Origin of the sequence: Hymenobacter wooponensis (assembly GCF_004745865.1) — a bacterium.
Classification (GTDB): Bacteria; Bacteroidota; Bacteroidia; order Cytophagales; family Hymenobacteraceae; genus Hymenobacter; species Hymenobacter wooponensis.
In genome coordinates this window covers 87,475-110,781 of record NZ_SRKZ01000003.1, presented here as the reverse complement: position 1 = coordinate 110,781, position 23,307 = coordinate 87,475, and the positions used below count along the sequence as shown (strand labels likewise).

Sequence of the window (23,307 nt, the reverse complement as noted above, 5' to 3'; positions counted from 1 at the left end):
ATTAGGGTTGAGGCGGAAGATTCTTGCCTGCTTGCTGCAGGCCGTACAGGTATTTATCAAAAGCCTGCACACTCGTATGCAGCACCTTATTTTCCTTTTCCAGATTGTCCTGCCGCTCTTTTAGGTAGTTGACCAACTGCCGGTCATCCTTGCGCTCCAGCCGCATTTCCGTTACCAGCTGCGTGAGCTGGTGCACGGCATCCTTCGTCTCCTTGGTGCTGGCATCGAAGCCCGATACGGTTCGGTTAAGTAGCCACGCGGCCACGCCAATTACAGCCCCAACAATGCCTGCTAATACAGGCGTAGGCATAGCAGTCCCCGCATCCAACAACACAACAAGGAAAGTATAAGAGGGCAGCACAGCGATTGACGTAGCGAGGAAATGATTAGGGAGAAGAGGTAGGCCGGCTACCACCTGTTGCCAGCTTGGCGGAGGCCAAAGCAGCGGATAGCGAGGAGCATAGCGAGGCAGGCAGATTGAATAGGTCATGGTGCTAGGCGTTGGTCAGACGTGGCACTGAGAACGAATAGATGCGGGGCAGGGCGGCTAGGAAAAAGCAGGACGGTTTGACTTATATGCATCTTTATTTTCTATCTTTCCTAGCTTTATTTATACCTCATATCTTTCTATGGTAAAACTGCTACGCAACTACATAAGCCGTTTTTTAGGTTTTTTCTCCAACCCTGATCCTAACTACCCTCTTCCACCCTATCCTTCAAATGATTGGGATGAGTGGCCCCAAGAGTACTGGCCCGAAGGCTACCGGAATAAAATCGAGTTGGATAAGCTGAAGTGTCGCGCAACCCTTGGGCAGGCATCCGACTAGCCGTGGTTGGTTAGCGTAGCTCTGCACTAGCCCCGCCCGTAACGGCTGGGCCTGTGCAGTAGTCCGTGGCGTTAGACTGTTTGTGGGGCTTCAGCCCGTATGCCGAGCCGGCGAAGTCACTTGGGCCATGAATCCCAGTAGCTTACTAGCGGCGGTAGGCGGGGCGGCCAATAGCCTGCACCACTACTGTAGCCGTGCGGGCTGCGGGCTGCGAGTCGCCACAGTGAGCGCGGTCTGGATAAAAGCCCGCGAAGCTGGAAGCGTTGGCGATGAGCCAAGTGCGCAGCTCTACTTCGTAGCTCAGGGCCCGGCCATCGTACACCGAGGCCTGCGTTGCCAGCGTGCGGGCATCAACAGCCGAGGAATACTGGCTATCCTTTTGCCGTAAGCCTGCGCTAGTCAGCGTCGCCTGGGAGAAGGGCCAGAAGGCAGCCAGTGTGGCATGCACCAAGGCAGGCACGGCATGGCTGTGTAGCTCCACGTAGTCGCCCGATAGCGCCTCGGCTTTGTGCTGGCGCACCAACTCGGCTAGCAGCTGCTCTCCTAAGAGCGGCTTTAGGCGGCGCTGGGCTTCCCGAATGTGGGGAGCCATGCGTTCCAGCCGCATGTTCTCGGGTAGGTCGCAGTAAGGCTTGAAATCTTCGAGGCTAAGCAGCAGCGGTTCCATTGTCGGGGTCTAAAGGCGTATCAGGGGGTAAGCCCATCATTTCCAGCTTCTTCTTGCGAGGCACATCTTTCAGCAGCTCATTCGCCAGAAGCACAGGCAGGCTAGCCAGAATGGCCAGGGTAGAATCAGTTATTGAGGGGAGTATCTTCCGCAGTCGGGGTGGCTGGCGCTGATTCGGTTGGTACGCCAGCTAGCTTAGCTGCTTGCTCCAGCGTCAGGTTTTGAATGGAGAAGTCCTTCAGGTTGCGGAAGGGAAACGAGCCATCGGCTTTCTGGAAGTCGCGAAACACAGCCTCAAAGCCTCGCTCAATGGCGCGCTGCGGCGAGTTGACGACCAGCGTTTGCACGTAGAGCACGGCGTCTTGGAGTTCCTGCAGGCTGCCAAGCTTGCCCGCGATTTCCCGCCCTAAGAGCACGCCCGGCATTTGCATAGCTTCGCGGATATTCTGCTTAATCGCGTCCTCATCTGTTACGTAGCGCTTGCTGGCATCAGGAGCCTGCAGGGTGTCTACATCGGGTTTCTGGTCCTTATTCAGCGCATACTGCAGCAGAATTCTACTGCCATCAGGGCCGACAAAGACGCCGTATTTGAGGTTATTAGCTTCCAGTACTTCCGGCGTGGGCTTGTCTGTACCGTACTCGGTAATCATCACCTGCGCGGAGTAGCCCGAATCTAAGTCGCGCGCCCGACTGCGCTTCAAATTGGGCTCCGAGTACACGTCATCGAGCACGGCATCAATCAGCGGGCGCGGGTGCAGATAGGCACCAGTGCGCTTCTGAAACCAGTAATAGATTTCCCCTGGGTATCCTTTTAGCCCAATTTTTTCCCCTTTCTCATTCTCCCACGCCGCAATGCGCTCCAACCTAGCTTCGGGCTTTTCGCGTGGGTTGTACACCGGTACTTTCTGCAGTCCCGAACGGGAAGCGTAGGTAGCTCCACGCTTGGCCACAGCAGCTGGATTGCGCACCAGACCTACCCAGCGGGTAACGCCATTGGCCTCCGGATAGTAGGGCCGCACCTGCTCTTTAGGCTGGTGCAGCACCTCACAAGGAAAGCCGTTGGCGTTGATGTTCACCCGCACGGCCCAGCCTTCGATGTACGCCGTGTTGTTAGCTACGGGCTGCAGCAAGCTATCGATAGTGCCTCCGGCCCGGTCAATCACAGCTCGATAGAAGGTGGTATCTGTGAAGCCGTTCCCCTCAATAAACTGGGCTTTGCGCTCGGCGCACACCGTCGCCGTGCCCGAGCCAGCGTAGGCAGCCAGCAGGCGCTGCGGATACAGGTTGTCATCCCCCCACTTCGGGTAGTCAGTCGGCGTGTTAAGGGTGATGATGTCGGGCCGCAGTGCTTGGGCCTTTATCACCTGACGCTGGGCCTGGAGCATGGGGGCAAGAGTTTCAGTAGCAGTGGACACGGAGAGGGAGAGGTAGGCAGGAAAAAAGAAAAAGGCCCGCGCCGAAGTGCGGTGCGGGCCTTTTATGGGCATTCAGCAAGCAGGCGGCTTACTTGGCGCGGCTATCGAGCAGGGCGTTGATCAGCTCCGTTTTGTTGGCGAAGGTTTTGGGATCCTGTCCATCGGTTACCTCCGACGAGTAGAAGCCTTCCAACTCATCTCGCTTCAGGCCTTCCAACTGCTTGAAGGCGTCAGCCCGCTGCTCTTCGGCACTGGGCGGGGTCTGATTCAGCGATTCGACGAACTCCTGGCCTTCCTCTTCGGATATACCGAAGTGCACCGCCATGGCCGGATCAGATTTCAGGATCGAGCCTATCAGCTTATCGGTGAGGTTAGCATTGGAAAACACCACCGGCGAATTATGCGGGCGGTAGGTTTTATTGGTGTCAACAAAGGAGTACTTGCGTTCTACTTTGGGAGTGGCAGTGGACATAACAGCAGAAAATGAAGTGGAGGAATCCGTGGGGGCAGTGCGCAGGTAGCGCAGAACAGCCTGGAAGGCCTCGGCTACGCACTTATAGCAGCCGACCCGTACGGGTTCGGCTGTAGGATATAGGGCGGCGTATACCGCGGCCAGCTCTGCGGAGTCGGTGCGCATCAGGCCCGCCAGTTTTATCTGACGAGCCCTATCCACCCACTCCCCCTTTGACTGGCTCATACTACTGGTGCAGCGTACAGCGCCTCAAAGGCAAGTTTTGTAGCGGCGGCATCGTAGACGCCATCCGTAATCACCATCAGGTAATCAGCCAGGCCAACTTCCTTGTCGGAAGAGAGCGTAGCGGGAATACCACCACCGAGGTCGGCATCAGCCGAGTCGGTTTTCATGGCTGAAGGGCGCAGGCCCCCGTTTAGGCCCAGCACTTTGTAGTAGCCGTTGTTGTCCAGCGTGATGGAAATAACACCCTCTGCATCACCGGCTAAATCTTCCATGGTTTCGGCCTGCTCGGGGCCCGGGTCGAAGGCAACCAGGTCGAATTCATGCTTATAGCTGGGCTTGTATTTGCCGGGCACGAGTTCGGCGCGGGCCGCGTTGCTGTCGCCTAGGCCTTGAAAGAGGAAGCCCTTCTTGCCCGCTACCAGGGTGAGGACGATGCCTTTCTTGATAACCGCGTCCCGAACGAAGCCGGCAATATCTTCCTTGCGCACGAGGACAGTTTTAGCCTTCAGGCCAGCTACCCCTGGTTCGCAGGGGGCAACGGCGCCTTTTTTTAGTTGACGGCAGGATGCCATAAGTCGAGTCTTCTAGAAATGAGGTGAAGAATGGCCCCATCCTAAGTGGCCGGGGCGTTTTCGCGATAGGATAGCTTAGTAGGCCGCCAGCATCAAGTCCGAGCTCATCACCTTCACGTCCATCTTGAACATGGCGCGCAGGTGGGTTTCGCGGTCCTTGCGGTCGTAGAAGGCATCGACTTCGGTGGCGGCATCGTAGCTGTCAAAGCCAGCCCGCAGGTTGCGGCGCGTGGTCAGGATAGCGCGGTGGGGCAGATCGATTTTGCCCGCCAGCTTGAAGTCCGACTTGAGCAGCTTGTCCAGATCCTTGATCTTGATGATCGGAATGTCGCGGAACGTAGGCGCTACCAAGCGGCCTTCCTGCAACTCCCAGCTTACCTGTACTTTGTCGTTCGACTCGCGGTAGTCCTGCCAGTTCTTGGCAATGGAGCTGGTTACCAGCAGTACTTTATCATCGGCATCTTCCAAATCACCTTCAGCCGCATTGTCGAGCGCCTTGAAGATCTTGTAGGACTCCCCAGCAGGCAACTCCTGATCAGCCGACTGGTTCGCTGCGATTTCGTAGGCGCGGTTCTCAGCACCCGCAGCGATTACCTGCGTGAAGGCCCCATCTACAGCGTTGTAGTTCTTCACGTCATCAGCACCCTTCGTGAGCTGAGCGGCCGTGATGGCCTTGTTGCCCAGCAAGGCGAAGCGGTAGATGTCACGACGGATAGCCGAGATGAACATATCCTGCACGAACTCATTCCAGTAGTCTACCGTCTGCTCGGTGCCGGCGTCGCCGGGTACCAGGTTGCCGGTTTTGATCTGGATAAGGGCGTTTTGCAGGTCATCCCGCTTATAGCCCACATCCAGACCCCAGGCCATGAAGGTGCGGTCCAGGTCGGTGGCGCACTCCTTGATCCAGGCCAGCATGGGCATGGGGTCCCAGGTGAGCTTGTCAAACGGGATACGGGGCGTGGTAGGCTGAGCGCCGCAACCTGGGTCGAGGTGCGTTACCTTCTCAAAGCGGCCCACGAAGGGCACGTCCATTTTGGCTTTGATGCCATCCTCAATCACCATGATGGCGTTGAGTTCAGGATCTTCCTGAATGAACTTGAGAATGAAGGCGCGGAACTCTTCCGGGCCGTAGAAGGGCGCGTTACCCGTCACCCAGGCGTAATCCAGAATCTTGTCAGCCATGGCTGTAGTCTGTGGAATAAAGTGTAGAAGAAAAGAGAGCTGGATTACAGCTTGCGGTTTTGCTTTTGGCGGTCTGCGCGGCGGTCAGCAGCTGACTGGCCCGTTTTCACTTCGGCCGTTTTACCTTGCTGCGAGGTAGTAGTCACATCATCTACTTCCACCACACCAGCGCTACCTGTGGCAGCAGCTACTTGCACGATGCGCTGCGCCGTAGTGGCTTGTTTGCGCTGCATTGCCGTGATGCTTTCACCATGACCTTTTACCACGTCAGCCAGGCCCTGAATAGCTTCCAAGATTTGGCGCTGCACAGGGTCGCCATCGGCTGAAGCCGTGGTGGCCGTAGTAGTGGTTTCGGTGGGCACTATCTCGGTAATGAGTTCAGCCGCAACCGTAATCGTATTGCCATCGGGCAGCACATACGCGGCATCTGCTACGGGATCATTGGGCGAATCGGGAGCCGTCACTTTATCGCCTACCTGATAGGTATCCCGGTCACCCGTATCGATTACCAAGAGCCCTTTATCAGATTCCACTTCCAATGCAGTAGTGGCAGTGCGGGTTGAACCCAGTGCAGTAATCGTGGCCAGCAATGCAGTGGCCATGGTGGCGAGTTTGGACATAACAGAAGAAGCCGGTACTTCCGGCGATTGAGGTTGCGAGGGGGCTTGAGCCATCTTGGGAGCCAGCGTAGCTAAGGCGGTAGCAGGCTGCACAATAGCAGTGGCAATGCCGTAGGAGAGCATTTCTTCGGCAGTGAGCACGGTTTCTTTGCTCATTAACTCCGCTGTGGTGGTGGCATCCATACCGGCTCTTTCCACATACAGGCCAATGAGCTGTTCTTGGGCGCGGGCCATGTCTTCCGCCCAGGCCTGAGCCGTAGCCGCGTTGGCGTTCTTGATGCCCCCGGCGGGTAAGTGAATTAGGCTTTCAGCATGCGGATGCACCAAGCGAACTGAGCCAGCCAGGAAAACAGCATTGGCAATGCTGGAGCACTGGCCAATAGCCTCGGTAGTGATAGTAACACCGGGCAGGCTACGCAGATAGTCGTAAATGCCTAGTCCTTTATCTAGGCGCCCACCTGGGGAGTTGATAACCGCACGAACGCCAGTAAACGGCTTCTGCCATTCCAGTTGGGAAATGACATCTTCTAGGGTGGTATAGGGCCATACACCGTCTGCTTCTTCAGCAGTGGCGACAATGGGCCCACAGATAAGAACCTTCGCTTCGGACATATCACGAAGGTCTTTGTACTATGCGCAGATAACAGGACTATTGTATCAGCACTGTGATAAGGCTTGATATATTCGTGGCGTTTTCACTTTTATCTTTTACTGATGCCAACCCGCTTACTTTCTATCTTCTTACTACTTCTGCTTTTCGGTGCTTCTGTTGGGTGTGGCAGTTCTACCGAAGAGGACCCCAAGCCATTACAAGAGCTTAGTGGCCGCTGGGATGAGAAATCCTATGTAACAACTATCTATAATGAGAAAGGAGGGGTAGAAAATACCTCTACTGCGACGGGCGTTGACAATTATTATGTATTCAAATCTGACAAGACGTTTGAATATCACTCTGGTATTTCAACGGTAATTCCCGGCACCTATTCTTACACGAACACGACGATCAATCTAAATCATCAGGGAGGCACCTTTTATAACTTCCAGGATATTTCAGTATTCACGCCATCTCAGCTCGTGATAAGCGCCGGCAAACAGCAGGCAGGTACACGTTCTACGGTGGTGGTGCTTACGCTTGTAAAGCACTAAGCAGCTTGTTGCTCCATCCCTACGATAGCACGGTACACAGAAGGTACCGAAACCTCCATTTCCTCTGCTACCTGGCGCACGGCACCTGCATTATCCTGAGCATAGCGTAGTGATGCCCGCAACGTCTGCCACCGCAAGTAGATATCTCGCTGGCTGAAGGCCTTAAGATTGATAATACCCGCTTGATAGAGGGAGGTCAGATGGCCTCCCTCTTCTAGTTTATTCAGAATGTCGATTACCTTCATGAGTCAGCACGTTGCTCGTTACGGATCATTTTATCTTGCTTCTCTCGTAGTTCGGTTAGCCTCGTTACCGGTGGAGGTAAAGCCTTATTGGCCTCATAGAAGCCTGGTACAACTTTGTCAGCAATTGCCTGGGCCAACTGCTGGTAATCAATTTGGCTGCCACCGCTGCGCCCCGCTGCCGCCGCCGGCATCCAGCTCGGATCGAACTTCACTACCCCGCCTTCTGCAAAGCGACTATCAAGGGGCTTGCGTAGCTCCGACAGGCCAGAGCTATAGAGGGCCTTCCCGCCTCCCAAAATGTTGAGCAGACTGGCAAATGGCCGTAGGGCTGGATTGCGGTGCACTCCTTTGGTGAGAATGATCTCATCACCTTCCGCCTCGAAGCCAGGGCGGCCGGCTATTGCGAACGGAATGCCACCCTGGCTGTGGCTCGGGCCAGCGAGTACACCACCCTTTTCAAAGGCTAAGACCTGCGCGGTAGCAAAGGCCGCTTTCGCAATGGCAATGCCTGACAGGATAGCGGTCTGAGAGATACCTGCTACCCCAGCCGTTACCACGTTGGCCGGGTTGGCTGCGGCCGCGGCGGCAATAGCCGACAATTCCTTTTGCAGGTTCAAGCCTATTTCCGTGACGGCTAGAATCTTCTTCACAGCTAAGGCAGCCTGCCCAGCCGCTGACTCTTCACCGAACAGGTTGATGATTGTATCTGTGCCTTGCTGGGCAGCCTCTACGATAGCAAAGCGGATCTGTACTTCCTGCTCAGCAAGAGCCCGCTTACGCTCGGTTTCCGATTCAGCAGCTGATAGGCGCTGCTGGCTTTGGGTTTCTTCCTCGGCGGTGGTGCTACGCCCATAGTCCTGCAGCGTGACAATGCGCGACGCCTGCCCCGCCCGCTCAATAGCGGCAAGGGCGGCTTCGTGCTGGGCTTTGGTGAGTTGCCCATCCGCGTACTGCTGATTGGTCAGCGTGCGCTGCTGGGAGAGGAACGTATCGAGGTTGGCCAGCGACTGCTGAAAATCCAGCTCCGCCGTTTGCTTGGTGGCCTCAGCCCGTAGCTTATCCTCTTGCGCCGCCTGATCTTCCTTGCTCTGCCGGGTGTCAATGCTGGCAATGGCGACGGTGAGCTGAGCCTGCACTGCCTCCGCTTTCAGGGCAAACTCTTCCTGGCTGCCCTCCCGGGCACGGGCCAGTTGCGTGGCTACGGCTATTTGCTGGGCCTCGGCCGCTTGCTGCCGTAGGCGCTGCAAGTGCTCCCGATCGAGCTGCGCAATGTCACTACGGTACTTCACCTCAATGGCTTTCTTAGCATTGGCCGTTAAGTCGGCTTCCGAGAGCGCCAGCGCCCGCTGCTTGGCCAGCTTATCTTTTTCTAGCTGCAGTTCCTGATTGCTGCCTACCACCACTTTGGCTAGGCGCGTATCGATCTGGGCTATTTCCAGATTCAGGAAGTCCTGCCGGAGCTTACGTAGCTTCTCTTCGCCTTCCTTTTGCAGGGCAAAGCGGTTGGTGATAAGCTCGTTTTGCTTGCCGGCGCTGTCTTCGAGGATGTCGTAGTACTCGTTTTCAGCTTCCCCTCGGGCGCGTAATTGCTCTACCGTAGCCTTGGCGTCGCCACCCCGGCGCTCAATATCCTGCTTGATGATATCGAGGTTGCGCTTCGCCAGATCAGCCAGCGTGTTTTGCCGCTGTATCTCCACTGTATAGGCATCCTCATTGGCCTTATTGCGCACGGCTAGGCTGTTATTCTCATCATCGCGCAGGTTCTTGAGCCGCTCCACATCGTTGAGCAGGCGCTTATTGGTCGAGATGTTGTTGGCCTGGTCGCGTTCTAGCTGCTGCCTAGCTTTGCTCAGGTCTAAGGCCAGTTTGGTTTCACGCTGGATTTCGTCGCCTACGCCGCGAAAGCTGGCCTTGGCCGTTTCGGCAGCCTGCGCAAAGTCGCCATTAAAGAACTGCACGGCAGCCTTACCGAAGTTGCCGATGCGGTCAGTCACTACATCAACGGTAGCCCCAATCTGGGCAAACACTTGCTCTAGAATGCGCCCACCTTCGGCAGTCTGGGTGAAGTAGGTAACCAGAGAACCTAGGATAACGAGGAAGGCCCCGATGCCCGTAGCAGCAAGAGCCAGCTTCAGGATCTTAGCCGCGCCCGTGCTGGCTCCCATGGCAAGCCGGCTCAGGTTCTGCACTTGCACCCACTTTTCCTGCAAGCCCGTGGCCTTCTGCACAGCTCCCCCGAGCGTTTCCGTTTCGCCAGCAGCTTCCAGTAGAGCACTGGTAAATGACTGCGTATCTTCCGCAGCCTTTTTCAGGTTGTTACCGGCGCCCTCCGTGGCGAGCTTGGCATCATCCAAAGCCTTTGAGGTAGCCGCAATCTGGAAGCCTATCCGACGGTAGGACTCAGTAGCTTCCTCTCCAGATTCGACAATGCGCACCTGCTCCGCCTCTAAGGCCACCAGATTTTCTACGACGGGCTGAATGCTCTTGGCGTAGTTTTCAATAGTTTTAGTCGCCTCATCATACGTCTGGCCAGTTTGCGCTGCCGCCCGCTGGGCCGCGGTCATGAAGCCCGCCTGCCGCCGCTGGTTTTCCGCCAGCTCCTTGCTGCCTTCGCTCAGGTTCTTTTCCTGGGCCTGGAGCTTGACCATCTGCTTTACGAGATCTTCCAGCGAGCCTTTGTAGTTGCCCACATTGCGGCGGTTGTCACCTACCGCCGACTCTAATTCCTTCAGCTCGTCACTGATGGCGCGGGTACGGACCTGCAAAGCTTTGCCGGCTTCCGAGTTTTCACGCTCCTCTTTGCTGAGGGCATTATAAGCAGCTGTGGTTAGGACCAGCTCAGCGCGAAGCTGGTTGATCGAGCCTTCAGCTTCGTTACCTACTTTCGTCAGGCTTTCGAGCTGCTTGGTGGCGGCAGCCTGCTCTTTGGTCTGGGCCCGTAGCCGTTCGCTTAGAGCCTGAGCAGCTACACCGTACTCGGCTTCGCTCTTGGTACCGGTCTTGAAGCCCTGCACCAGTTGCTTCTGCTCAGCGCGCGTCGCCGCAATGGCCGTGGTTAGCTCGGCTTGTTTCTTACGAACGGCATCACTTTCGGCTTTGAGCTGCTCGGCATTTAGTCGGACTTCAAATAACAGCTTCTCGGTTTGGTCTTGTGCCATACAGGCAACCTACCACGCAGAAAAATTCTCGCCTAACGGCCACGCCTAGAAACGTCGCGCATTTGCAAAAAGCGTCGCGGACTTTACTCTTTAGTTCACTACGCCCACATCGAAGGATATCATCCGCTACTTTTGTGGCTTATATCAATGGCAACACATGGCAATACTTCCCAAATCTATTCGGTACTATGAGATCGATTTAATGCGGTTTCTGGCAGCGTTAAGTGTCGTTTTTTATCATTTCACGTACCGCGGGTATCAGCAGGGCCACTTTATGCCGACTAGCTTTCCGGCCCTGGCACCTGTTACCAAGTATGGGTGGCTAGGCGTGCAACTGTTCTTTATGATCAGTGGCTACGTCGTGTTGATGTCCGCGCAGGGTAAAACGGTCAAGCAATTTTTCCTGTCTCGAGTTACGCGGCTATACCCAGCTTATTGGGTCTGTTGTACCTTGACCTTTGTTTTCTTTCGGGCATTCGGCCCACGGCCTGGGCAGCTCGGCTGGTCGGATGCTTTGGATGTCTCGCTAACTAAGTGGCTGGTCAACTTGACCATGCTGCAGGAATTCGTCGGTGCTAAGCTAGTAGACCTCTCGTATTGGTCTCTTACGATAGAGCTCACCTTCTATTTTCTTATCAGCCTAGTGGTGGCGTATCGCCTATTCAACAGTCTGCCCGCACTGCTACTGCTGTGGCTTGGCTATGTGGCCATAACAGGTCCAGACCCAGGAGATAAGGCACCGTTTTTCACCCTATTCTTCCCAAATCATGCGCCATTTTTTGCGGCAGGCATGGTATTCTACTTATTGCAAAAGAAGTTCTTTGCTGCTTGGCAATTATACTCGCTCCTTGCCCTGTCCTTTGTTCTGGGAATACGCAGCATTCGAGCCGAAACAGGCATCATGCAGAGTATATTCAAGGATACTAACTTCAGCCCTGTAGTGGCCGCAGTGGCTGTTGTCACCTTCTTTGTGCTATTCTGGCTTCTCATTAAAGGAAGGCTGCATCTGCCTTTCAGTTGGTTAAGCCGGTTAGGAGCTATGACGTATCCCTTGTACCTGTTGCACTCCAGTATCGGCTGGGTGGTTTTTCAGCGCCTAGATGGGGTAGTAAATAAGTATGTGCTACTATTCGGGCTAATTGCGGTTATGATGCTGATGGCTTTGGGTATCCATTACATGATTGAGAGACGCTTCGCTAAACCGTTGGGCGAAGCTGTTGATGGTCTGCTTTCGCGCTTGTCCGCTCACTTACCGACTAGGCAAGTCTAGTCCATATGTGGCGGTTTAGTAGGTCAGGCGAATGAGTTCAACCACCGTCGAGGCCTGATCGGCCTCCCAGTTGTCGAGTTTGTTTGCGTAAAAAATGGCCCCCTCGCTTTCCAGCCACACCGGCACCAGCTGGTTGAAGTCCGTTACCTCATCGGGGCGCAACCGCACCGCGGGCTTCAGCACTAAGGGCCGGCGGTAGGCCGCAGCCAGGTGCGTGTAGTAAGCAGGCAGCAGCGAGGTAGCAAAGTCGAGCCCCCCGAACGTGGTGATGAGTGGGCTGATGGTAACGGTAGTGGTACCATCAACCAGCTTCACCCGCCTGGCCACGCCCGTTTGCACTACCAGGCGCGTAACCGGGTTCTGGGTATCGAACTGCTGTTCCACCGACACGGTGCCTACGCGGGCTTTATACACGGGCAGCAAGAGCAGTCCATTCGTGCCCGTGGTGGTAGCGGCCCAAGGCAGTACCAGCGCATCCCGCTTGGCATCGAGCGTCTGATCCGGACAGGGCAGCATGCCATCCCCCAGCTCTTTCGCCAGGTCGGGGTTGCTGTCATCCTCTTTCCAGCGGAACCAATTCTGCTGGGCCTGTCCGGAGAGGTGAAACAGGCGTGGCGCTGGCTCACTGGCATCCAGCTTATGAGTCCAATCAAGGGCATTAGCCGCGTTCTGCTGCAGCGCGGGCCCTGTGGGCGAAAACGTGATGGTGCGCGTGTAGGGGTCGGTCTGTTGCGTCAGGCCAAACAGGCCGATAATGCCCTTGACAAAGTCTTTCTGGCTCATGTCGGGCAGCCAGTCCTGCAAGCGCACCCGCCCCCCTGGGGGAAAGTCCGGTAGCACCTCCACCGAAAAGCTATCAAGGGGCAGCGCGTTGCCATCGCGCACATATACGGCGCCGCTGAACATGGTGTAGCCCCACTTGTGGGTACCATACACGCCGGCTTTGGCCTTGTTGAGCTTCACTTTGATGGTCACCTCATCCCCCGCCTTCAGCAGCCGCTTACTGTCGCTGGTGGAAACCGTGACGTACGTACTATCCGCCCCCTTCTTGCTCTCGGCAATGGCCCCGCCGCCCATTTCCTGGCCATTGACATAGGTAAAGAGCTGGGCCTGGGCACTGCCAAACGGGCTGCTGAGCTCTACCGTCAGGCTGGCATTGATGTTCACGTAGCAAGGCTCCAGGGCCTTCCAGCTATGAGCAGCAGGATTCCAGACTAAGGGCGTGGTAGGCGCCACGTAGCCATAGCGGGCGGGGGTGTCATCAAACGGCACAACCCGTACCACCTCGGGCCGGCCTTCGTAGGCGCGGCCGGAGTCCGTATTCGGCCCGCCGACGCCCGTGCCACCGCTGCCGTTGATGCCGGCCAGCAGCCTACGCGCTTTGCGGAATTCCTCACTGTAGCCCGGCGCCGTAGCCGAGGGCATCAGCAGTCGATCAAACAGGGCGGGCATCGGGCCTGTCCACTTACAGTGCGCTTCATTGAAGATTTGCTGCCAGACAGCCCGCACGTAGAGGCTCGGGTAGATATCCGCCTCATAGAGCTTGAGTAGCGCATCCTGGGCCGGCCCGCCCTTGCCCCGATCGTAGAGGTCATACACGTACGCTTTCGAGTAGTCTGTATGCCCAGCACCAGCTGCCATATCCTGCAGCACCCAGTCATGCTCGGTGTTATAGGGGAAAGCCAGCTCCCGTAGCTTCTTGCCTTCGATGGCAGCATAGAAGTTCTTATTCCCACCCAGTACCTGCGCTTCAAAGCCCTTACCGGTTTCGTGCTGCTCGACGACGGCCACGGCGTTGGGCAGCACTTCCAGGTTGCCCGCTTCCAGCGTGCAAGGCAGCTGCTGATACGGCGCGTCCGAGAGGCTAAGTCCGTGCTGGGGCTGCTGGAGCGCAGCGCGCACCTCGGGCGTGTCAGCCAGCGTGAGTGTGTTGGAGTAGTCGCTTTGCACGCTACTCGTCTTCAGGATGTCATTGGCCTGCACGGTCAGGCCTACCCGCTGATCAGCCGCGAGTGGCAAGCGCTGCCCATCGCGTAAAATGAGAGCCGCCGCCATTAGATGCGCGTGAGTGTATTACGGGGCCCGAGGTCAATCTCTACATCGAACTCGGTGCGGCTCTCAGCGGAAGTCCGGCCCGTAGTAGCCGGCACTACAGTCACGGGCATAAGCGCCCCGCCCGCATCCTGCATGTAAACTTGGGGGCTATCCTGCAGGGTGCTGAGCACAGCATGCTGCCTGGGCGTGAGGTTGCCGGCTCGCAACAACCGGCGGGTGCTAGTTGTGCTGCGCAGCTTCAGCGCCGCTCCTCTGGCTGGCTGGAAGGTGTTGCCCGTGGGCGCGGGCGTTGAGTCGTCAATATCACCCTCAAATAGCCAGCCTTCCCAGTTGCCCAGGGGCGAAAGCCAGCGCAGATACACCCCAGAGCCAGGGCAATACGGCTGAAGTTGAATGACTAGAGGCTGGGTATACACGTCCATGCCAGCGAAGGTGCTACCTCTGCTGTAGGAGCGCAACTAGCCTCCCGCCAAAACGCCACGAAGTAGGCTCAAAACGCCACGAAGTTTACAAAAGGCACAAAAAAGCCCCAACCTCTGCAGGTTGGGGCTTTTTGTTAATAGTAGGCTAGGATAAAGTCGGCATACAGCGCCGAGTTATAGGCTGCCCTACCAATCAATGTAAGAGTGTAGTTACCCCTGGGGAATTGAATGCGCTCGCCTGTAGTGGGCAGCCTGACACTAGAGGCTGAGGCGGGCGGGCTGGCTACATTGATGTTGTACGTACTGCCAGCTATCTGCACATCAAAGCGAACGGGGATGCCATCATAGGTTTGGAAGCCTACATCCACGCCAACGCAGTTGGTGAGCTGAATAGTAGCCGTACCGTCTTTGCCAGCCTCCACGTAGAGCATGGTCCCATCGTCGGTGTTGGGCGCGGGAGCTATCTGCATGCTTCCCGCCAGGGCGAAGCTAGAATTGCTATCGAGGATTTTAGTCGGGGTGCCTTCCTCATAGCCCCCGCCCCCAGTGGTTTGCAACCCTAGCACCTGGAATGAGCCACCACTAGGGCTACCAATACTGTAGGCCGCGTTGGCTACCAAGGCTTGGGTGTTCAAATACGTAGCATCACGCCGCTCTGAATAGCCGTAGAAGGCGGCTGAGCTACTACCAGCCTTAATGATATTTGACACTCGCAATGGTGCATCGGCCCCCTTGGTTACGTCGGTGTATACCGTCAGGTCTTGCGCAAGAATCCGGTCTACCGAGAACAGGGCGGGGAAGTTTACTCGGTCCCCTTCTAATGTCTTATCACCTAAAAACAGTGTGACAATGGGAGGTGCCGTACTGGCTGCCTGCGTACCCGTCACATTAAATGACGAGGAACTGTTTGCGGCCAGATTATACGGCCCAACAGCACCTGATGCCGTTGAGGACAGCAAGGTTTGAGTGTTGGTGTACCCATTCGGGCCCCGCTCCGATGTGCCAGATCCACTTCTGCTGAGTGTGTTGGCTGGAAAGTCAAATATAATAATGCTCGTAGTGCCTGCTTTCGAAATCTGAATCGGGATTTTGACAGGTGTAGCACTGGCTACCGGCGTGGAAATCGTGTAATCAAACACGGCATCAGTAGCTGTCTCGCTCTTCTTCGTGGTCATAAAAGAGAAAGTAGGTGTGCCCGTCGCTGGCGGTGCCGAGTAAGTGATTTGGGCTGTGCTGGCATCGTCTGGATACACCGGCATGGAGCCGGTAATATCCACCGAAGAGCTATGCCGTAGTTTTAAGTTGTTAGGGCCCGTGATCTGCGTTAGGGTGGACAGGCTAGCACGGGAGATGTTGCCGGCTGGGAAAGTGCCATACTGCATGCCCAGGCCCGCGTAATCATCAAAATGGAAATCAATGGTACCATCGGCATTCTCATACAGATCGGGCGCCTCGGCGGTAACCGTGATGTCGGTTGCCCCTTCGCTGTTGTAGGCTGTGGCTAGTAGGTTGGCAGCTATGTCATTATAGGGCCCGAGCACATTAGGTGACCGAGCAAGTCGTAAGCCCATGCCATATTCTGCCGTGTTGAATTTCTCAAAGCAGCGGTAGGCTAGGTAATACATGCCACCAATGCGGCGCAAGGCAAAATCAATAAAACTGCCAGGGGTATTGGTGGCCTTATTACCTTGGTCATAGGTGAGAGCACTACCTGTAAGCAGGATGCCATTGCTGACCTGTGCTAGGTTAATGCCGCTGGCCTCGACGAAAATGCCGTAGCTGTTACTTCCGTCGTACGTATTGGGCTGGTACATTACGATAATGCCCAGTTTGCCCCCCGGACGCAGAAAGACCGTAGGCGAACTAATTACTGGCCGAGGGCCAATACCAGAATAGCCACCAATGCCTGATGGAATGCGGCCTGGTACACTGAAATCAATGGAGGCCACTGGGTTAAGCGTTACATAATCAGTTCCGGCATTATTGGCTTTGTAAAGGGTAATAGTAGTGACCTCGTACGGGTTGCCGGGATAGTCGGAGGACATGTAGTACTGTTCTCCCCCGTACATGAAACCATAGGTGTCATGTATTTTCTTCGTACCCGTAAGCACTACATTCAGCCCTATTTCCTTGGTAAAGGAGCGCCTGTTCGGTCCGGCTAACAGATGCGGGTTGTGGTTGTCATCAAACGTGAGCAGTCGCACTGGTAGAGAAGTGCTCACCGGCGCCGCATTCACCGTCACTAGCACGTCATCCGACTTCTGCCCGTTCTTGTCATCCGTAACAGTGAGGCGGAATTGGTAGATGCCCGCCACTAGGCCACTCACTACCACATTCTGCGTAGTAGCCGGAATGCCTGTTGCATTGTTGGGCCCGGTAATCTGGGACCAGGCGTAGGCCGAAATAGTACCGTCCGAATCTGTGCCAGAGCCCATCAGCGCTACCTGGTTGGTGGGCAGCTGCAGGGTGACATCGGAACCGGCATTGGCCACCGGCAGCACGTTACCGCCGGGAGCCTGCACCGTAATATTGACGGTACCCGTTTGCACGTTGCCAGCCGCATCCGATGCCTTGGCAACCAACGAGAGCGGGCCGGCAACACTGACGGTATAGGGCAGCGTGTACGTGTTGCCGTTCTTAGCTCCCTGGCCTAGGCTAGCGCCGGTGGCCCCGTTGAGAAACTCTACGGTCGTCACGGCTACGTTATCAGTTGCCGTGGCTGTGAGCGTCAGTTGGGTGCCCACGGGCACCGTAGCCCCCGAGGCAGGCGCGGTAAAGCTGAGGTTCGGCGCCTGCGTATCGGCTGAGACAGGCGGCGTAGTCGTTGTCTCAGCTTTCCGAAAAACCAGTCTCCACTCTCCGTTTAGGTGAGCATAGCGCTCATAGCTGCTCTGGCTGATGGTGTAGAACCACTGATCCCCTTCCTTGTAGCCGGCATTATCTGCTGCCTTGGGTGCGTAGGTCTTATCCACAATCTCATTGCCATCGAAGCCATCGGTGCCATCAACGTAGTCCTTGCCTTTTTGGGGCGTATAGCCATCCTTGCCCTTCAGGTTCTGCCGCAGGACGTAAGAGCCTGCCACCTTCTGGTATTCATCGCCATTGGCCGTATTGCGGTAGAGGTCGCCATCCGTACCGAGGCTGTTGCTGGGCACGCCCGTGCCGTAGCGCAGGACCGATGCGCCCGCTGCCTGCATAGCCGAGAGGTCTTTGGTCAGGGTAGTGTGCCGAGTAAGCAGCGCGGCTAGCTGAGGGCCGGAAACGTTAGCTCCTGGCTGCAGGGTGCCCAGGATATCCCGGCTTAGCGTATCAAGCTCTTGTTGAAGTTGGGCAGTAGTGGTTGCCATTAGCGGTAATCGTTATCGTTGAGATCCGGAATTGCATAGTCGTGGGCTTCAGGCCGCACGGGTGGCAGCTCATCAGGCGCCGAAGTGCGGGCCGTGTCGGTGAGCTGAAAGGTTACCGTAGAGGCTTGCGCATGCGGCTTGAGGGGCAGCGGCACGCGCGTAACCCCAGCCGGCAAAGAGGCAGGCAGTTCAATGGAACGTACATCGAGCGTGCGGCCTAGGCCATCGCGGTACACGAACTCAGCATAGGTGGCAGGGCGTGGCGTGGGCAGCCACACGGCCACATCCAGCGGCAAACCATTCCAGGCGACGGCTTGCCCACTGGCAAAGGCGCTGAGTGGCTTGGCTGGAGTGGTGGCGCTGGCCAGATACGCCGTAGTGGGATCGAACTCAGGCAACGCACTGAGCACGGCGTAGTGCACCACGTCTTCTTCCTGCCAGTCGCCTTCACCCTGCTGATCGGCTTCGCGGTAGCGGGCCCGAAAGGCTAGGGTAGCATCGGCATCATGCGTCACCACGCCCACGGGGTAGCGGGCCTCGGGCCGCAGCTGCGTGTGCAGGGCCTGGGAGATATCGACCTGCTCGGCTTCCTTCCGGACTGTCTTGCGCAGCCGGGCAAATGGTAGCTCCTGCCCATCTCGTCGTAGCTCTACCACCACGTGCAGACCGATGCGGGGAGCAAAATTGCTATCATGCAGGCTACTGACGGGGGTAGCTAGGTACGCGGGCCGGGGCTGCAAGCCACCCACCGCAAACCAGCGGGGCACCGGGGGTGGTGGCACGACTACCGGTGGTGCCGACGCCGCGTTGATAGTTACATCCACGGAAGCTTTGCAACCGCGCGCATCCTGGAAGTTGAAGCGGTAGCTGCCTGCTGGCACGGCTCCTGCCTGAAACTGACCGGGCGTGTAGATGGGCGCTAGCTGCTCGGTGAAGTTGTCGGAGAGGCGGGTAACGCTAACGGTGTAGTTGGCAGCTGAGGTAGCTACCTGCACGCTCATACTGCCTGTAGCACCTGCCTGGGTAGGCTGGTAGACTTTCAGATCCGTTACGCTCAGGTCGCAGCTCTCGGCCGTACCCACGTTACCACAGGCGACCGTGTAGGTGCGAGGCTCCGACTCCAGGCCCGTGTTATCACCACCCGTGATGGTGTACTCGCCATCCTTAACGCCACCGAACTTAAGTGTAGCCGAGGCGCCCGTGCTGCCCAGCGTTTGCAGCGTGCCATCCGCGCCCTGCACCGAGCAGAACACGGATGTGGCCCCCTCCGAAGAGGTGCTGCGCACGGTAACGCGTAGCTCTGCCCCACCACCCGTAGTGGAGCAGGTGTGCTGAACGCCAATAGTAACGGTATCGAGTGCGGGCATTAGTAAGCGGTTGTAGAAGTGAGGTCAGCGAAGAGCTCCGAGCGCAGGGAGCGGCGCGTTTCGGCGGCTAGATCGGTGCGCAGACGGGCGCGGCTAGCTTGTAGCACGTCGCGCAGCGTGCCCGTGGGCCTAGCGAAGCGCGGATCTTCGCCGCGAAACAAGCGCGTACCCTTGCGCAGAATGGATGTGGCCACGGCCCAGGGAGAGGCATCATAGCCGCGGGCTTGTAGCCAGGCCTGGATATCGGCAATCATGGCGCGGCCGGGCTTCGCATCCGGGTTCCGAGCAGGGCCGCTGCCTTCTTCCAGGGCGCCAAGGTGAGCGGGGCCGTAGAGGCGGGCTAGCTCGGGGCTAGACTCACGCCGCAGGGCAGCAATAGTGCGGCCTGTAGCCCGCTGGCCAGACTGCGTGATGCTGTCGCCTAGCTCTTGCTGGGTGCGGGTAAACTCGGCATTGAGCAGCTCGGCTAAGTTCATGGCTAGCACAGGGAAGCCCGCTCGGCAGGCGTGAGGTCGAGTTGCATCACCACCCCGTCGAGGTTGGCGTCGAATTGATTGTAAGCCATCACAATGCTGCGGCTCATGACCTTGGCTAGGCTCGGGTGCTTCTCCAGTGCCGATAGCAGCGCCAAGGCCTGATTCAGCAGGCTATCCATGCGCGGGCCTCTAGCCTCCGCATCATCGGTCATCTGCGAGTAGGCCAGCCCCGACACGGTAGCTTGAAAGGTGACCGTAGTGCGTACCCCGAATTTGTTTACGGTAGGCGTTACCAGCATCTTGTCTTCGACTAGCACTACTCGGCTTTCGGGCGTGAGCTGATCGAGGATGATGTTGGCCTCTTCCTTTTCACCATGGGCGAAGTGGCAGCCGGGAATGGCCAGGGCAGCGCAGGCGCGTAGAGTGGGAATGGGATATTGCATCGGGTGGTTATCTTGGGGGCATGGCTATACTCGTGCGTATTGTTTTAGTGCTGCTTCTCGTCTGTATGCTGCTGCTTCCTGCCATCACCTTTTGGCTGAAGCAACGAGTCACCCTAGAGGATATGGCAGGTGTGGCGCTTATCCTCCTCATAGTGGGTGGGCCGTTTTTGCTGTTCGTTCTTTTCGTAGTAGGATTTGGGCTATTGCTCAAGAGGTGGGTGCGATAGGATTTATTATGCTGGGTTACTATTTTAAAGAATGCGCCCATTTATGATCCTTGTTGTGTCTGCTCTGCTTCTATTTGCCCTTCTAGGGGCAGCAGGGCAGGATATGCCTATTCGATATGCGATGTTTTGGCTAGCCATCCTTTGGCCAATCTGGGTGCCTATTGTCCTGATTGTAGCAGCGAGGAAGCTCCTGCGCTAAGCCTATCGTTTCTGTTGCCGTTCCTGCTGCACCTGCACCTGGTAGCGGTAGTAGGCTTTGTGGTTTTCCAGCTCAATCATGGTATTGACCTCTCCCCAGGCTTTCTGGAAGAAGTAGTCCCAGCGGGTCTTATCGCCCCCAGCTAAGGCATCTACCACAGCCAGGGCGTCCCACTCCTCGGAGAACTTACCCACGCCCGCGGCTTGCTCGGCTCGGCTTAAGGGGATGCGCTTGAGCTGAGCAGCGTGGGCTCTGCGGATGCGGTCGTAGTCGGCAAAAAAAATCAGTGAGCGGCAGCGCATGCCTGAGCTTAACTTCCTGACACAGTGCCTCCACCACGGCTACCCGGTCGGAGTCGTAGGCGATACCAGCGTAGGCGGGCTGGAGGATGGTGGCCAGCACCAGCAGGCGCAGCTGGGGAATATCCGCTGTATGATCGTGCATTAGGGCGCCGATATCGGCAGCTTGCCTGAAGCTCAGGTCTTCGAGCGTGTCGAGGATCGGCACCTCTACATCACCTAGGAAGATGGATGTAGGCCGACGAAGGATGTGAAGTCAGGCTTGGCATCAGCAGCTAGAAACAGTACCTGATGCAAGGCAGCCCCTAGCTCGGGCCCGCTCAGCTGGAGCAGGTCGGGAAGACCGCAATCCAACAGCAAGGCCAGGCAGTCCTGAATACTGGCATCCCCCCAGGGCTTCCAGCTTCACGGCCTGAGCCAGGGTAATATCACCCCAGCAGGCGGGTAGTGTGTGGAGAGGGAGCATAAGCATTAGCGGCGGCGGTTGGGGCCAAAGGATTGGGAAACGGTAATCGGGGCGCTGGTCTTGTGCTGCAGCGTGTAGGAGTAGGTACCGTAGCGGCCCGCGTCAATAACGTCATCGTTCACCTTCACGGGCTCGTCGAGGATGACACCCGAGCGCAGGGTTTTCCACTTGTAGGCCCGCAACTCCTTGATCAGATCCACGCTATCAGCCGTGACGAACAGGGGCTTGCTCTTCACGTCGTCTATGCCCGCCTTCACAGCTTTATCAGCCTCTGTGATGTGAAAGCCGGCCCGCCGGATATCCTCAATGATTTCAGGCCGGGCGTGGTCAGCGTAGATGGTATCGCGCTTGTTTGGAATCAGCCGCTTCAGATGTTCAATTAGGTCAGGTGTGGTGAGCTGCGACTGGTACAGGCGCTGCTGCCAGTAGCGGGCCTCAGGCGTTTCATTGATCTCGACTAGACTAGTGGGGTGATTATACCCGAAGTCGAGGCCGTAGCGCTTGTGCTGGGCATGGGCAGGCACGGTGGCGCACTGCTGCCAGTGGGTGAAGATGGTGGTGCCGGCTACGCCTCGCTCTCCTAGGCCGTACACGCGCCAATAGTTAGGGTCAGCCGCTTCCAGCAGTTTGATTTCGTGCAGGATGGTAGCAGGCAGGAAAGGGTTATCCCGGTAGGTGCTTTGGATAAAGACACAGTCTTGACGTGGTACCACCTCGTCATAGAGCCAGTGGAACTCCTCACTAGGGTTGTAATCAATAAACAGGACCCTACTGGTGAGGAAGATCAGTTGGCGCCAGTCATCGAGCCGCAGTTCATTGGCCTCATTCGCCAGCAAGTAGTCGCGCTTTCGCCCGCGTATTTTCTGGGCATCATCAATGCTGAAGTCCTCTACTTGACTTCCGTTCGGGAACGTGTAGAGGTGATCCTTCTTGTTGTGGCTGTCGAGCACTTTATGCAATTCCAAGGCTGCCAGCTGCTCTTCAAAGTCACGTAATACGGTGGCAGTCAGCGCAGGCAGCGTCTCACGCACGATGCTGAACAAGATGCCCGGCTGCGTTAGACATAGGTAGATGGCCAGCTGCACCAAGCTTACCGTCTTGCTGCTTCGCGTGCCGACCTGATTAACGACAATGCGCGTCGGGCGTCTGGGCAGCATCTAGGTTGCGGGTGAAGACGCTGGTATGCCGGATGTCAAGAGTGCCAGTGCTCATGACTGGCCCTCCCACTTTACCTCCGTTAGCCGGATGGTCTAAATTTCAATCGGGCCACCGCCTTCGCCCGTGTGCTCTTTGCGGCTGAGCTTGGGCCGTGCGTACTCCTGCAGCTGTAAAAAGGCCTCCACCCGCTTAGCAGGGGTAAGCTTCTCAATATCTTCCAGCAGCGTTTCGTCGAGCTTGGTCAACACGTCCTCAATCCGCTCAACCAGAGCAGTTGTGAACTTGCTTTTCGCGCCTTTCGGGCGTCCGGATGGGTTTCCGGACTTGCCTTTGTTATATTTTGCCACGGGGGTAGTTGCCTGTTCTTGCCTGTTTTTCACAGGCCTTGCAAGCTTCAACTACCCTTTTTTGAATACAAAACGCCGATGCCCAAAAGCGTCGCGCAGTTTTACTGATTGACGTGGCGGAGCATACGGCGCAACTGTACAGTGCTGACACCTAGGTCGCGAGCCACTGTAGCCCGCGCTCTGGCCTGGGGCCAACTCGGGTGCGCGTGCAGGAGTTAGGAGTTCGGCTACCCGGCGGGTCGCTTGCATGCACTCGCCAATCGGGTAGGCCTTGCGCCTGGGCGGCTCAGGTGGCAGGCTGAAGTAGTCGAGGATGCGGCGCCGCTCTTTGGGTCGAGTTGGAAGAGCACTTGGCGGAGCAGTTCTGCGTGGGACTGCCAAGCGGGAATGGTGACTAGGGCCAGGATGGGAAGGTAGGTGGGAGAACTGTTGCTAGTCAGCATAGGGATTAGGGAAAGATTGTGTATACTAGGGCACACTAACGTGCTGGAGATATGAAGACAGGACACTCGCTGAGGCCAGAAGCACAACACCTTCCAATGCCACAAACGGCCGCTGATCGGCGGTTACAGCACTGGGCTGCGATAGCCGGCTTGTTTAGTGCCAACCGCCTGTTAACCGAGCTAGCGACACTGCAAGACTTGTCGGAACAAACATCACAGTTTTCGCAGAAAGAATAGAAACCAACGTGGAACGGGTATA

General features: G+C 56.8%; 20 protein-coding genes. 2 read left to right on the top strand and 18 right to left on the bottom strand.

Going from position 1 to position 23,307, the window contains the following annotated elements:
* Position 1 precedes the first annotated feature (1 nt).
* The 7 genes from EU557_RS10730 to EU557_RS10700 all read right to left on the bottom strand — a co-directional run bounded on the left by EU557_RS10730 (position 2) and on the right by EU557_RS10700 (position 6,592).
* Positions 2-310 carry a hypothetical protein gene (locus EU557_RS10730; protein ID WP_135530466.1) on the bottom strand — a complete coding sequence of 103 codons (309 nt, stop codon included), beginning with the start codon at positions 308-310 and terminating at the stop codon, positions 2-4.
* Between the two features lie 662 nt (positions 311-972).
* Positions 973-1,494 carry a DUF6712 family protein gene (locus EU557_RS10725; protein ID WP_135530465.1) on the bottom strand — a complete coding sequence of 174 codons (522 nt, stop codon included), beginning with the start codon at positions 1,492-1,494 and terminating at the stop codon, positions 973-975.
* 125 nt (positions 1,495-1,619) lie between these two features.
* Positions 1,620-2,909 carry a hypothetical protein gene (locus tag EU557_RS10720; RefSeq protein ID WP_135530464.1) on the bottom strand — a complete coding sequence of 430 codons (1,290 nt, stop codon included), beginning with the start codon at positions 2,907-2,909 and terminating at the stop codon, positions 1,620-1,622.
* 88 nt (positions 2,910-2,997) lie between these two features.
* Positions 2,998-3,606 carry a hypothetical protein gene (locus EU557_RS10715; RefSeq protein WP_135530463.1) on the bottom strand — a complete coding sequence of 203 codons (609 nt, stop codon included), beginning with the start codon at positions 3,604-3,606 and terminating at the stop codon, positions 2,998-3,000.
* Complete coding sequence (locus EU557_RS10710; protein ID WP_135530462.1) at positions 3,603-4,178, bottom strand: hypothetical protein; 576 nt, start codon at positions 4,176-4,178, stop codon at positions 3,603-3,605. The genes EU557_RS10715 and EU557_RS10710 overlap by 4 nt, the downstream gene beginning before the upstream one ends.
* Positions 4,179-4,253: 75 nt before the next feature.
* Positions 4,254-5,360: a hypothetical protein gene (locus EU557_RS10705; protein ID WP_135530461.1), complete on the bottom strand. Its 1,107-nt coding sequence runs from the start codon at positions 5,358-5,360 to the stop codon at positions 4,254-4,256.
* A gap of 44 nt (positions 5,361-5,404) precedes the next feature.
* Positions 5,405-6,592, bottom strand: coding sequence for an ATP-dependent Clp protease proteolytic subunit (locus EU557_RS10700; RefSeq protein ID WP_135530460.1), 1,188 nt, complete (start codon positions 6,590-6,592; stop codon positions 5,405-5,407).
* Between the two features lie 102 nt (positions 6,593-6,694).
* Here EU557_RS10700 and EU557_RS10695 point away from each other — a divergent pair, with 102 nt between their 5' ends.
* Positions 6,695-7,126, top strand: coding sequence for a lipocalin family protein (locus EU557_RS10695; RefSeq protein WP_135530459.1), 432 nt, complete (start codon positions 6,695-6,697; stop codon positions 7,124-7,126).
* Here EU557_RS10695 and EU557_RS10690 read toward each other — a convergent pair.
* The gene (locus EU557_RS10690) at positions 7,123-7,371 is read right to left on the bottom strand and encodes a hypothetical protein (RefSeq protein ID WP_135530458.1); all 249 of its coding nucleotides are present in this window, start codon (positions 7,369-7,371) and stop codon (positions 7,123-7,125) included. The genes EU557_RS10695 and EU557_RS10690 overlap by 4 nt on opposite strands.
* Positions 7,368-10,529 carry a coiled-coil domain-containing protein gene (locus EU557_RS10685; protein WP_135530457.1) on the bottom strand — a complete coding sequence of 1,054 codons (3,162 nt, stop codon included), beginning with the start codon at positions 10,527-10,529 and terminating at the stop codon, positions 7,368-7,370. The genes EU557_RS10690 and EU557_RS10685 overlap by 4 nt, the downstream gene beginning before the upstream one ends.
* Positions 10,530-10,686: 157 nt before the next feature.
* Here EU557_RS10685 and EU557_RS10680 point away from each other — a divergent pair, with 157 nt between their 5' ends.
* Positions 10,687-11,799, top strand: a complete 1,113-nt coding sequence (locus tag EU557_RS10680) for an acyltransferase family protein (RefSeq protein WP_135530456.1) — start codon at positions 10,687-10,689, stop codon at positions 11,797-11,799.
* Positions 11,800-11,814: 15 nt separating this feature from the next.
* Here the strand turns inward: EU557_RS10680 and EU557_RS10675 are convergent, their stop codons facing one another.
* The 9 genes from EU557_RS10675 to EU557_RS10635 form a co-directional block, all read right to left on the bottom strand.
* On the bottom strand, positions 11,815-13,854 hold the full coding sequence (locus tag EU557_RS10675; RefSeq protein WP_135530455.1) for a hypothetical protein: 2,040 nt from the start codon (positions 13,852-13,854) through the stop codon (positions 11,815-11,817).
* Positions 13,854-14,276 (bottom strand): hypothetical protein, encoded by a 423-nt coding sequence (locus EU557_RS10670; protein ID WP_135530454.1) that lies wholly within the window; start codon positions 14,274-14,276, stop codon positions 13,854-13,856. Before EU557_RS10670 ends, EU557_RS10675 begins: the two co-directional genes overlap by 1 nt.
* Positions 14,277-14,410: 134 nt before the next feature.
* Positions 14,411-17,623 carry a PKD domain-containing protein gene (locus tag EU557_RS10665; protein WP_135530453.1) on the bottom strand — a complete coding sequence of 1,071 codons (3,213 nt, stop codon included), beginning with the start codon at positions 17,621-17,623 and terminating at the stop codon, positions 14,411-14,413.
* Positions 17,623-18,990: a hypothetical protein gene (locus tag EU557_RS10660; protein ID WP_135530452.1), complete on the bottom strand. Its 1,368-nt coding sequence runs from the start codon at positions 18,988-18,990 to the stop codon at positions 17,623-17,625. The genes EU557_RS10665 and EU557_RS10660 overlap by 1 nt, the downstream gene beginning before the upstream one ends.
* Positions 18,990-19,466, bottom strand: a complete 477-nt coding sequence (locus tag EU557_RS10655; protein ID WP_135530451.1) for a hypothetical protein — start codon at positions 19,464-19,466, stop codon at positions 18,990-18,992. The genes EU557_RS10660 and EU557_RS10655 overlap by 1 nt, the downstream gene beginning before the upstream one ends.
* Before the next feature lie 2 nt (positions 19,467-19,468).
* Positions 19,469-19,909, bottom strand: coding sequence for a hypothetical protein (locus EU557_RS10650; RefSeq protein ID WP_135530450.1), 441 nt, complete (start codon positions 19,907-19,909; stop codon positions 19,469-19,471).
* A 428-nt stretch (positions 19,910-20,337) separates the two neighbouring features.
* On the bottom strand, positions 20,338-20,637 hold the full coding sequence (locus EU557_RS10645) for a hypothetical protein (protein ID WP_135530449.1): 300 nt from the start codon (positions 20,635-20,637) through the stop codon (positions 20,338-20,340).
* Between the two features lie 468 nt (positions 20,638-21,105).
* Positions 21,106-22,257 carry a PBSX family phage terminase large subunit gene (locus tag EU557_RS10640; RefSeq protein WP_135530448.1) on the bottom strand — a complete coding sequence of 384 codons (1,152 nt, stop codon included), beginning with the start codon at positions 22,255-22,257 and terminating at the stop codon, positions 21,106-21,108.
* 93 nt (positions 22,258-22,350) lie between these two features.
* Positions 22,351-22,605, bottom strand: a complete 255-nt coding sequence (locus EU557_RS10635; protein ID WP_135530447.1) for a DUF5681 domain-containing protein — start codon at positions 22,603-22,605, stop codon at positions 22,351-22,353.
* Positions 22,606-23,307: the final 702 nt, after the last annotated feature.